The following is a 10,953-nucleotide window of genomic DNA, read 5'->3' as shown; positions in this document are numbered from 1 at the left end:
CGGCGCGACCGATCTGCGACAGCACCGACGGGTACTCGGTGAGATACGGCGTGGCGTGGGTGACGTGCGCCAGATAGGCGACCCCGGCCAGCAACACGCCAAGGATGGTGGCCATGGCCGTGAGCACTCGGCGGGCGTTGCGGCCCTGCGGCTTTCGGAAGTGGTCGACCGTGTTGGAGATGGCCTCCACCCCCGTCAGGGACGAGCCTCCGTTGGCGAAGGCTCGCAGCAACACCAAGATCGTCGCCCCCAGCACCAGCCCGTTGCCCTGGTGGACGGGCACGGTTCCCGCCATGTGCGTGGGATCGTAGACCGGCAGGTTCCCCATGGCCGCGCGGATGACGCCGACCACGATGGTCAGGCCGACCATGCCGATGAAGGCATAGGTGGCCAGCGCGAACGGCAGGCCCGCTTCCTTCAAGCCGCGCAGGTTTGCGTAGCAGATGGCAAGCACCACACCGACCGTGATTTCCAGGCTGTAGGGGCCCAGCGCGGGGACGGCCGACACCACCGCGACCGTCCCGGCCGCCGACTGCACCGCAACGGTGACCACGTAGTCGATCAGCAACGCGGCGGCGGCTATCTGCGCCACCCGGGGCCCGAAATTCTCGCGGGCGACGATGTAGGAGCCGCCCGCCCGGGTGTAGGCCATGACCACCTGCCGATACGAGGCGGCCACCAGCACGAGGATGAGCAAGATGACACCGGTGATCGGAAGCAACAACAGGAAGGCGGCCAACCCCGCGTGCGGCAACAGCTCGATCAGGATCTGCTCGGGACCATAGGCGACCGATGACACGGCGTCCGGTGAAAGAGCGCCAAGCGCAACCGGATTCGACAACTTCTCGGAGGCGATGTCCTCGGTGACCAACGGCTTGCCCAGGAAAACCCGCTTGGCGATGTCCCCGACCGAAAGGGGGATCCGTAGCTTGCCGGCCGAAGCGGTCACGACCACCGTCCTTACCGTGAGCGGGCGAAACACCTGCGATGCATTGTGCACGTTCGCCGCCGCCACGGTGGCAGTTGGGCGGCGCCGGTCAGGCGAGTCGCTGCACCGCGGCGGCGATCCGCTCGTCGGTGGCCGTCAACGCGACGCGCACGTGTTGCGCGCCGCGCGGGCCGTAGAAGTGGCCGGGCGCCACCAGGATGCCGCGCCCCGCCAGCCAGTCGACGGTGTCCGCGCATGGCTCGCCGCGCGTGGCCCACAGATACAGGCCGGCTTCGGAGTGGTCGACGGTGAATCCGGCCGCCCGCAGCACCGGCAGCAACGCCGCGCGCCGCCGTTCGTACCGCTCCCGCTGCGCCCGCTCGTGGGCGTCGTCGTCCAGCGCCGCGACCATGGCCGCCTGCACCGGCGTGGGCACCATCATCCCGGCGTGCTTGCGCACCGCCAGCAGCTCGGCCACCAGGTCGGGGTCACCGGCGACGAACCCTGCCCGGTAGCCGGCCAACGACGAACTCTTGGACAGCGAGTGGATCGCCAGCAGCCCGCTGTGGTCGCCGTCGCACACGGACGGATGCAGGATCGACAGCGGTTGGGCGTCCCAGCCCAGGCCCAGGTAACACTCGTCGGAGGCCACCACGCTGCCCCGCTCGCGCGCCCAGCCGACCACTTTGCGCAGGTGGTCGACGCCCAGCACGCGGCCGGTCGGGTTGCTCGGGGAGTTCAGGTAGACCAGCGCAGGCGATTGCGGGCCCAACTGGGTCAGCGAGTCCGCGCGCAGCACCGGCGCCTCGGCCAGCCGGGCCCCGACGTCATAGGTGGGATACGCCAGCTCGGGCACCACGATCACGTCCGCGGGTCCGAGCCCCAGCAGCGTCGGCAACCAGGCGATGAGCTCCTTGCTGCCGATCACCGGCAGGACGGCGGCCTCGCTGACCCCCGTGACGCCGAAGCGGCGGGCCAGCGCGGCGACCGCCGCTTCCCGCAGTCGCGGAGTGCCGGCGGTGGCGGGGTACCCGGACGCGGATCCGGCGGCGGCGAGCGCCTCTTGGATCACCGGCGCGACGGGGTCGACCGGTGTCCCGACGGACAGGTCGACGATCCCGTCGGGGTGGGAGCCGGCCAGCGCTTTCGCGTCGGCCAGCGTGTCCCACGGGAATTCCGGCAGGGACGCCGACACTCGCCCGCGTGCGGCGCGCGGCCTCACACCGGGCTGATCCAGCACCGGCCGGCTCAGTCGCCCTCGCCCTGCGGCGGCAGGTCTTTGACCGACTGCGGGTCGTTCTCGGTCATGCCGACCTTGGCGGCGCCGCCCGGCGATCCCAGTTCGGTGAAGAAGTCGGCGTTGATCTGGGTGTACTGGCTCCACTGCTCGGGCACGTCGTCTTCGTAGTAGATCGCTTCGACGGGGCAGACCGGCTCGCACGCCCCGCAGTCGACGCACTCGTCGGGATGGATGTACAGCATCCGCGCGCCCTCGTAGATGCAATCGACCGGGCACTCCTCGATACATGCCTTGTCTTTGATGTCGACACAGGGCTCGGCGATCGTGTAGGTCACAGACGTCTCCTCTATGTACTACTTCGGTGTGGGCTGCTCTTCGGCTCGCGCCCGGTGCTGCCGGCCGCTCCAGACAAAGCTTTCGGTTACTGATACTAGACGTTGCACATACACGTCAACCACTTGGCGCGCCCGTTAAACAGACGATTTAAGACCGCCGGTCTCGGAGGCCGCGGGCGGGGTGCGTTTCGCCAAGGGCGAACACCGGCCCCGGGCCGCCGACCTGCGCAAAGTCGCAGTCCGGCGGGGTCGTGCGATAACCATTGAAATGGAAGCACGGTCGTGGCGCCTGGTAACCTCGACCGGAAGACGGCAACCGCTGGGCAGATGTCGTCGCCTTGATAGCGGTGCATTAACGGGGAAGGTGTCCACACATGAGGCTGTCGTTGACCAAATTGACCGTCGCGATCGGTAGCGCCGCGGTGGCGTTGACCGCCGGCGCCGGGATCGCATCCGCGGACCCGACGGACGCGATCATCAACACCACGTGCAACTACGGACAGGTGATCGCGGCGCTCAACGCCACCGATCCGGCGGCCGCCGCGCAGCTGAACAGCTCGCCCGTGGCGCAGTCCTACATCCGCAGCTTCCTGGCCTCGCCGCCGCCGAAGCGCCAGCAGATGGCCCAGCAGATCCAGGCGATGCCGTCGGCGATGAAGTACTACGACGACATCAACCAGGTCGCCGTCACCTGTAACAACTTCTGAGCCCGCGGGTTCAGTAACCGCTGAGCAGGCCGCGCACGCGGCCCAGCGTCTGCGGCCCGACGCGGCTGCAAATCCGGGACGGGTCCGCGGGCCTACGCCCCCAGAGCAGCAGGACCCGCGCCGCGGCATCGGTTTCCAGCGTCGCCGGACCCTCGGGTTCGGTGAGCTCGACGGAGGTGCGGTCGGCTTCTGCGCTGACCACGACGTCGTCGGCGCCGGGGACCCGCAGCCGCGCCTCGATACGCTCGCCCGGCGCTAACTGCTTGGCGCCCTTGGCCAGCAGCGGCCTTCCGACCGCCAAGACGCTGTGGGTGGTCATCCAGGGCTCGGCCAGCCGCGCCCGCGCCGCCGCGTCGTCGCCGGTGATGTCCCAGCCGTGCAGCACCAGCTCTTCGCGCATGTGCTCGGCGAACCAGGGCACCTTCATGGTGCGGCCCGTCCACGCGACGTCGGTGTCCTGCGGCACGTCGTCGGCGGCCGCCGCAACCCGGTTCAGGGTGGCCATCCGACCGAGGAACGCGTCCCACAAATCGGGGTCGTTCAAGGCGCGCAACGGTCCCTCACGCTCCTCGAAGCCCCGCGTGCCGACCGGTTCACCCTCCAGGTGAGCGGCCAGCACCCGGGCGATCTCCTCGGCGTTCCCGGCCTGATGGATGACGACGTCGCGGACCGTCCACGCCTCGCACCAGGTGCCGGCGTCGGGCCTTCGCTGCTGCACCGCGTCCACGAATGGGCGCCACTCCGGGAACCGGTCGTCGTCGATCTGTCGGTTCACGGCGTCGGGGTACCCGCCCGGTCTGGGTGCTAAGCGGCCCGCGGGGCGTAGGTGGTGGTGCGTTGACGGGCCGGGCGCCCGATCCCCTCGGCGATCTCGGTCAGCTCCTCGACCGTCTTCGCCGACCCGTGTTCCGAACCGGCCATTCGCGAGATGGTCTCCTCCATCAGCGTGCCGCCCAGATCGTTGGCGCCACCGTTGAGCATCACCTGGGTGCGCTCGACGCCCAGCTTCACCCAGCTGGTCTGAATCTGGGAGATGCGGCCGTGCAACATGATTCGCGCCAATGCGTGCACAGCGCGGTTGTCGCGGTGGGTGGGCCCGGGCCGGGCCGCGCCCGCCAGGTACAACGGCGAGCTCTGGTGCACGAATGGCAGCGGCACGAACTCGGTGAACCCGCCGGTGCGGTCCTGGATCCCGCGCAGCACGTTGAGGTGGGCGACCCAGTGCCGCGGGCTGTCGACGTGCCCGTACATCATCGTCGACGACGACCGCAGGCCCACCTCGTGCGCGGTGGTCACGATGTCGATCCACTCCGAGGTCGGCAGCTTGCCCTTGGTGAGCACCCAGCGCACCTCGTCGTCCAGGATCTCGGCGGCCGTGCCCGGAATGGTGTCCAGCCCGGCCTCGCGCAGGCTGATCAGCCACTCGCGCACGCTGAGCCCGCTCTTGGTGACGCCGTTGGCGATCTCCATTGGCGAGAAGGCATGCACGTGCATCGACGGCACCCGCGCCTTGACGGCGCGGACCAGGTCGGCATAGCCGGTGACCGGCAGCTCCGGGTCGATCCCGCCCTGCATGCACACCTCGGTGGCGCCCTCGACGTGCGCCTCCCACGCGCGGTCGGCGACCTCGTCGGTGGACAGCGAATACGCGTCGGCGTCGCCCTTGCGCTGCGCGAAGGCGCAGAACCGGCAGCCGGTGTAGCAGATGTTGGTGAAGTTGATGTTGCGGTTCACCACGAACGTCACGTCGTCACCGACCGTATCGCGGCGTAGCGAATTCGCCAGGGCGGCAACGGCTTCCAGCGCCGGCCCGTCGGCGGTCGCCAGCGCCAGGTACTCGCTGTCGCTGCAGCCGGCCGGATCGCGCTCGGCCGCCCGCAGCGCGGCGAGCACGTCGGTGTCGATCCGCTCGGGGGCGCGGGCGGCCAGTTCGTGCACCTGCGCGCGGATCGATTCCCAGTCGCCGAAGGCGCTGTCCAGATCGCTGCGAGCCTCGGTGGCGCGGCCCTCGGTGTCGATTGCGGCGTTGAGGTCGACCCGCCCCGCGGACGCGACGTCGTCGGGCTCCTGCCAGGGCAGTCCCATGGGATTGACGTCGCGGGCCAGTCCGGTGGCCGGGTCGGCCAGCGCCAGCACGTGCCCGCGCACCCGGGGGTCGATCCACGCCGCCCCCGCCTGGACGTACCTGGGTTGGGCGGTCAGTCGCTGAACCAGTTCGTATCCGGCACGGGCGGTGATGTCGGCGAGGTCGTCCAGCGCGGGCCACGGCCGCTCGGGGTTGACGTGGTCGGGCGTGAGCGGCGAGACGCCGCCCCAGTCGTCGACCCCGGCGCCGACCAGGGCCAGGCACTCGTCGGGGGACACCAGGTTGGGCGGCGCCTGGATGCGCATGCCGGGACCGAGCACCAGCCGCGCGACCGCTACCGTCGCCAGGTAGTCGTCGATCCCCGCGTCGGGGACGCCGGCCATCGCGGTGTGCTCCTTGGCCCGGAAGTTCTGCACGATCACTTCCTGAACGTGCCCGAACTCCTTGTGCGACTTGCGGATCGCGTGCAGGGTCTCGGCCCGTTCGGTCAGGGTCTCGCCGATGCCGACCAGCAGGCCCGTCGTGAACGGGATGGACAACCGGCCCGCGTCGGTCAGCGTGCGCAGCCGGACGGCGGGGTCCTTGTCCGGGCTGCCATAGTGCGCAAGCCCTTTCGTCTCGAACAGGCGCCGCGATGTGGTCTCGAGCATCATGCCCATCGACGGCGCCACCGGCTTGAGCCGGGCCATCTCGGACCAACTCATCACGCCGGGGTTCAGGTGTGGCAGCAGCCCGGTTTCCTCGAGCACCCGGATCGCCATGGCCCGCACATAGGACAGCGTGGAGTCGTAACCGCGTTCGCCGAGCCACTGCGCTGCCTCCGGCCACCGATCCTCGGGGCGGTCACCGAGGGTGAAAAGCGCTTCCTTGCAACCGAGTTCGGCCCCGCGGCGGGCGATGTCGAGGATCTCGTCGGGCTCGAGATACATGCCCGCGCCCTGCGCGCGCAGCTTGCCCGGGACGGTGACGAAGGTGCAGTAGTGGCAGGTGTCGCGGCACAGGTGGGTGACCGGGATGAACACCTTGCGCGAATAGGTGATCGGCAGTCCGCCGCCGGGGCCGCGCCGGCCGGCCGACGCCAGACCCGCATCGCGTACCCGTGCCGCACTGGCGCACAGATCCGCGAGGTCGTCACCCCGCGCGGTCATCGCGACGGCCGCCTCGTCGACGTTGAGCGCGACGCCGTCTCGGGCGCGGCGCAGCACCCGCCGCAGCGCGGATGCGCTCGTCTTTGGCGGAACCACAGGATTAGGAAGAGCGGTAGGCTCCTCGCCCGGAGTCAGCGGCACCTTCGTGTAACTTCCCCACGATCGAATTTCATCCGCGTGTCCCAACATGTGAAATTTTCTTTCAGGCCCGTGCGGGCCCGGTCTGCGCAACAGTCAACAGTAGCGTCAGGCCCACACCGGCAAGCGGGGACATCCCTTGCCGCGACCGCACGAACGTCAGGCCCGGTGGCCGCGCCGCCACAGCACCCAGAACGGCGGCGCCGCCCCCAGCGCGATCAGCAGCAACGCCCCGTAGGCCAGCAGGCCGCGGCCGCCCAGGATGACGTCGTCGCCCGGGCCGCCCATGCTGATCACGGCCACGGTGAGCAGCCACGTCCACAGCGGCAGCGCGGCCAGCCGCGACGAGGCGGTCCACCGGCCGGCGGCCCAGACCAAGGCGGCGTTGACCAATCCAGAGATCAATCCGCTGATGGGGAACGGGATCGATCCGAGGTAGGAAGGCAGCAGCAGGGCCCCGGCCAGTGCGGAGAGGACCCCGTCGACGGCCAGCAGCGTCAGGACAACGAAACGGATCGCGGGGTCTGTCGCGCCGCCGTCTTCGACGGGTATGGCGCGCGGCTTCGTTTCGGTCAGGTCGGAACGCTGTCGATGTTGGAGAGTATCGAGCCGATAACCCACTGCAGGCTGTCGAGCCGGTCCTGCCAATGCTGCTGATTAGGGTCCAGGTCGGGGTCCATGCGAAATCCTTCCGTGGCTGCCTGATTGGCAAGCCTACCGCGTGACGACCGCGCCGAAATCAAGCCCGGCGAGCAGGTCCGTCTCCCAGCCGCGCTCGTCGCGCTCCCCCGCCGTGCCGGCGACCAGCACGTAGTGTTCGTCCGCCATGATCGGCAGCGCCATGTTGTTCGACAGGGCGCAGGCCCGGCCCGTCGGCCCGACGATCACCTGGGTGGCATGCGCGGCCAGCGCGGCCCGCTTCGCCGCCCACGCCGCAACGGCGGGCTCGACGACGGCGTCGATGTCGGCGTCCGCGTACCCGAAGCCGAACTCCTCCTCCGGGGGGATGGTCCACCCGGGTCGCAGATCCTCGGGTTCGAGCGCGCGCATGCCCGCCACGAAGGCGTCGGTGGCGAGCACCGACCAGTAGAACTTCGGCACGGTCCACGGCTCGCCGGGGAAGTCGTCGGAGCCCGCGGCGGCGACGGCGCGCGTCGTGACGGTGTGAGTGTGGACGTGATCGGGGTGGCCGTAACCGCCGCCCGGGTCGTAGGTCACCACCACGTGCGGCCGGTATTCGCGAATGATGGCAACGAGCGCGCCGACGGCCTCCCGTTCGTCGGCGTCGATGAACCGCTGGCGCCGCCGCCCGGGCGTGCCCCGCATGCCCGAGTCGCGCCAGCGTCCGGCGCCGCCCAGGTAGTGCGGTTCGCCGACGCCCAGCTCACGTAGCGCGGCGGTGAGCTCGCCGATCCGGAAGCCGCCCAACTGATCCGCGCGGTCGACGGCCAACTCGGCCCACCGCTCGCCGATGACCTCGCCCTCCTCGCCGAGCGTGCAGGTGACGACGCGCACGTCCGCCCCGCGGGCGGTGTAGTGGGCGATGGTGGCGCCGTTGCTGAGGCTCTCGTCATCGGGATGCGCGTGGACGAACAGCAGCCGTGGAGTCTCAGGCATGGACGCACCCTACCCGTCCCCGGCCGGCGGTAGCGGTCTCGTCGCAGCCGATAGGAACGCGTGCGGCTACTATCGAGGGATGCCGCAGCTCACCAAGACCGCCCCGGCCGGCGGCAGGAGCCGCCGACGGGGCGAGGTCCTCGAACGCGCGCTGTACGAGGCCACTCTGGCCGAGCTGGCCGAAGTCGGGTACGGGGGGTTGACGATGGAGGGCATCGCGGCGCGCGCCCACACCGGAAAGGCCGCCCTGTACCGGCGCTGGACCACCAAGTGCGAGCTGGTGCACGCCGCCCTGGTCCATACGTTGCCGCCGTTGCCCGAGGCGCGGGCCGGCCGGTCGGCCCGGGACAACCTGCTGACGGTCTTCACCGCGCACCGCGACGTCTGCGCCGGCAAGACCGCGTTCCCCGGCATGGCCACCGTCAACCAGCTGCTGCACGAGCCCGAGATGCGGGCCATCTTCGCCGACGCGGTGGTGGCTCCCCGCCTGCAGATCATCGAATCGATCCTGCAGGCCGCCGTCGCGGAGGGCGACCTCGATCCGGAGATGACCACCCCGCTCACCGCGCGCATCGGCCCGGCTCTGATCAACCAGCACTTCCTGCTGACCGGATCGCCGCCCAACCGCAGGGAGCTGGCGCTGATCGTCGATACCGTGATCCCGCCGCGGACCAGACGGGACTGAACGGGCCGATCAGGGCCCGGTCTTGATCCATTGGCCGGCGTCGCCGACGATGCCGACCGGCACCGCTCCCGTCAGGCTGACGTTCTGCACGCTCGGGCCGGCGGCGACGATCGTGGTGTCCTGCAGGATCGGCAACACCGTGGACATGTTCCACAACCGCGGCTCGACCGCGGTGATCACGTCGTTGATGTTCTTGGTGCCGTTGAGCGCGGCGTCGATGTTCGACTGGACGCTGCGGTCGCAGATTCCGGTGAGGTTCGACGGCGCCTGCACCAGGGCGTTGGGGTCCGGCGGCCGGCTGGGCGCGGACGAGGTCGGCGTGGTGGAGGAGGCGCTTGACCCGGTCGACGGCGGCGCGCTCGACGAGGGCGGATTCGTGGTCGGCCCCGTGGATGTCGGCACCTGCGTCGCCTCCAGCGCCGGGCAGCCGTACCGCGAGGCCAGCCGCGTCGCCAGGTTCCCGCCGGCCTGATGCCAGCCGACGATCGCGTCCACCTGGTTGTTGTTCAGCGCGTCGCGATACAGCGTGACCGGGTCCAGCGCGAGCACGCTGGCGGCGATGCCCACGTTGCGCAACTGGTCGGCGGCGGTGTTGGCCACCGCGACGGAGGTCGGGTCGTTGGCCGCCACGCCGATGACCAGCGACAGCTGTTGGCCGTCCTTGCTGATCCGGCCGCGGATGACCTCGGGCGGCCCGGTGTTCGCCGGCGTCGGGGCCGGTGACCCCGCTGAAGCCGAAGCGTTGCCCTCGACCTTGTAGCCGGCCCCCTCCAGCAGCGCCAGCGCCGCCGGCGTCGTCATCGCGGGCGGCGCGGTCGGCTCGTAGCCGGGATCGCTGGGCGCGCGGATCTGGGCCTGGTCCAGCGTGACGGTGTTGTCGCTGCCCGCGCCCACCGCCGCGAGCAGGTCGACGTCGAGCAGCCCGAGGATCGCCTTGCGCACCTGGGCGTCGGACAGCTTGGGCTCGGTGGCGCGCAGCGTCAGCTGCATGACGCGCGGCGTCACGATCCGGGCGGTGCGCACGTCGGGGATGGCGGACAGCTGCGCGAAGGCCGCCGATCCGCCGTGCACCTGGGCCACCTGGGTGTCGCCGTTGCGCACCGAATCGGCCAGCGCGGCCGGCGCCCCGGCGCGCCGGAACAGGATGACGGCGGGCTTGGCCGGTGATCCCCAATAGCGGTCGTTGCGGGCCACCAGGATCTCGTCGCGCTGCGGATCGATGCTCTCCACGCGGAACTGGCCGCCGGTCACCGGGAGCGCCCGGGCCAGCCCGGCCGCGAACCCGCCCGGCACGTCCTTGACGATGTGCGCCGGAAGGATGTTGCTGAACAGCTCTTTCCATGATGGATACGGCTGGGCGAAGGTGACCACCGCCTGCTTGCCGCCCTCCAGCGACTGCACGCCGGTGATGAGGTCGTAGCCGGCGGGGTCGACGACGCCGGGCTGGCTGACCATCTGCCGCCACAGGTACCAGAAGTCATCGGCGGCGATCGGGGCGTTGTCGGTCCACTGCGCCTCCGGCCGGATCTTGTAGGTCACCGTGAACGGGTTCTGGTTGGTGACTTCGGCGGACTCCAGCAGCGTCGGGTCCATCTCCCAGCGCGAGCCGGTGGGCGTCGCGGGGTCTGGCACGGGCCGGAACGCGCTCGGCAGCACCAGCGCGCTGATCGCCGCGTTCACCGGCGACAGGTCGGACAGCAGGTGCGGGTTGAAGCCGGCGCCGATCGAGTCGATGCCCATGATGATCTGGGTGGGCCGCGGCGGGGGCGGTGGCGAGTTGTGGGGCGTGTCGGTGCTCTGCGGCGCCGGCGGGGGGTTGACCGTGCACGCCGCCAGCGCCAATCCGGTCAGCGAGAGGAGCACGCCGACCGTCACGAAGAAACGGCGGACTCGTCTCGGCATGCCGATCAGGGTAACGAGCAGCTGCCCGGCAGCCCGCCCAAGCACGCGCGATTAACCCCGGGCCTTGGCCCGCGCCCGGCTGCGGGCCCGGGTCGTGGCGTCCAGTTCGACCTTGCGGACCCGGACGATCTCCGGAGTCACCTCGACGCATTCGTCCTGCGCGCAGA

11 protein-coding genes are annotated in these 10,953 nt (G+C 70.4%); 2 read left to right on the top strand and 9 right to left on the bottom strand.

The window, feature by feature from the left end; all coding sequences use genetic code 11:
- The 3 genes from A9X05_RS06500 to fdxA all read right to left on the bottom strand — a co-directional run.
- Positions 1-949, bottom strand: a 949-nt coding sequence (locus tag A9X05_RS06500; RefSeq protein WP_156736510.1) for an APC family permease, incomplete at its 3' end; no start/stop codon positions are given.
- 88 nt (positions 950-1,037) lie between these two features.
- Positions 1,038-2,123: a succinyldiaminopimelate transaminase gene (dapC, locus tag A9X05_RS06495; protein WP_067780069.1), complete on the bottom strand. Its 1,086-nt coding sequence runs from the start codon at positions 2,121-2,123 to the stop codon at positions 1,038-1,040.
- 53 nt (positions 2,124-2,176) lie between these two features.
- The gene (gene fdxA / locus A9X05_RS06490; protein WP_067755774.1) at positions 2,177-2,503 is read right to left on the bottom strand and encodes a ferredoxin; all 327 of its coding nucleotides are present in this window, start codon (positions 2,501-2,503) and stop codon (positions 2,177-2,179) included.
- Positions 2,504-2,877: 374 nt separating this feature from the next.
- On the opposite strand from fdxA, the gene A9X05_RS06485 reads away from it, so the two are divergent.
- Positions 2,878-3,210: a hemophore-related protein gene (locus tag A9X05_RS06485; protein ID WP_067755777.1), complete on the top strand. Its 333-nt coding sequence runs from the start codon at positions 2,878-2,880 to the stop codon at positions 3,208-3,210.
- Positions 3,211-3,220: 10 nt separating this feature from the next.
- Here the strand turns inward: A9X05_RS06485 and A9X05_RS06480 are convergent, their stop codons facing one another.
- The 4 genes from A9X05_RS06480 to mshB all read right to left on the bottom strand — a co-directional run bounded on the left by A9X05_RS06480 (position 3,221) and on the right by mshB (position 8,199).
- Positions 3,221-3,985, bottom strand: a complete 765-nt coding sequence (locus A9X05_RS06480) for a maleylpyruvate isomerase N-terminal domain-containing protein (protein WP_067780066.1) — start codon at positions 3,983-3,985, stop codon at positions 3,221-3,223.
- A gap of 29 nt (positions 3,986-4,014) precedes the next feature.
- Positions 4,015-6,633 carry a bifunctional FO biosynthesis protein CofGH gene (locus A9X05_RS06475; RefSeq protein WP_082970904.1) on the bottom strand — a complete coding sequence of 873 codons (2,619 nt, stop codon included), beginning with the start codon at positions 6,631-6,633 and terminating at the stop codon, positions 4,015-4,017.
- 108 nt (positions 6,634-6,741) lie between these two features.
- A complete protein-coding gene (locus A9X05_RS06470) occupies positions 6,742-7,203 on the bottom strand; it encodes a hypothetical protein (RefSeq protein ID WP_067780060.1) in 462 nt (153 codons plus the stop codon).
- A 93-nt stretch (positions 7,204-7,296) separates the two neighbouring features.
- Positions 7,297-8,199: an N-acetyl-1-D-myo-inositol-2-amino-2-deoxy-alpha-D-glucopyranoside deacetylase gene (gene mshB, locus A9X05_RS06465; protein WP_067780057.1), complete on the bottom strand. Its 903-nt coding sequence runs from the start codon at positions 8,197-8,199 to the stop codon at positions 7,297-7,299.
- A gap of 79 nt (positions 8,200-8,278) precedes the next feature.
- On the opposite strand from mshB, the gene A9X05_RS06460 reads away from it, so the two are divergent.
- Complete coding sequence (locus A9X05_RS06460) at positions 8,279-8,884, top strand: TetR/AcrR family transcriptional regulator (protein ID WP_067755794.1); 606 nt, start codon at positions 8,279-8,281, stop codon at positions 8,882-8,884.
- A 9-nt stretch (positions 8,885-8,893) separates the two neighbouring features.
- Here the strand turns inward: A9X05_RS06460 and A9X05_RS06455 are convergent, their stop codons facing one another.
- On the bottom strand, positions 8,894-10,792 hold the full coding sequence (locus tag A9X05_RS06455) for an ABC transporter family substrate-binding protein (RefSeq protein WP_197498948.1): 1,899 nt from the start codon (positions 10,790-10,792) through the stop codon (positions 8,894-8,896).
- Positions 10,793-10,837: 45 nt separating this feature from the next.
- On the bottom strand, positions 10,838-10,953 hold a 116-nt coding region (locus A9X05_RS31965; RefSeq protein ID WP_231975447.1), incomplete at its 5' end, for a hypothetical protein.

This window comes from Mycobacterium sp. E3298 (assembly GCF_001666895.1).
GTDB lineage: Bacteria > Actinomycetota > Actinomycetes > Mycobacteriales > Mycobacteriaceae > Mycobacterium.
The sequence above is the reverse complement of the archived record's forward strand: the minus strand, read 5'-3'. Positions and strand labels throughout refer to the sequence as shown.

What these genes read in the sequence shown, in the direction of transcription:
- A9X05_RS06485 (WP_067755777.1), top strand. Translation starts at nt 2,878, where the DNA reads ATGAGGCTGTCGTTGACCAAATTGACCGTCGCGATCGGTAGCGCCGCG.
- A9X05_RS06460 (WP_067755794.1), top strand. Translation starts at nt 8,279, where the DNA reads ATGCCGCAGCTCACCAAGACCGCCCCGGCCGGCGGCAGGAGCCGCCGA.
- mshB (WP_067780057.1), bottom strand. Translation starts at nt 8,199, where the DNA reads ATGCCTGAGACTCCACGGCTGCTGTTCGTCCACGCGCATCCCGATGAC.
- A9X05_RS06475 (WP_082970904.1), bottom strand. Translation starts at nt 6,633, where the DNA reads ATGTTGGGACACGCGGATGAAATTCGATCGTGGGGAAGTTACACGAAG.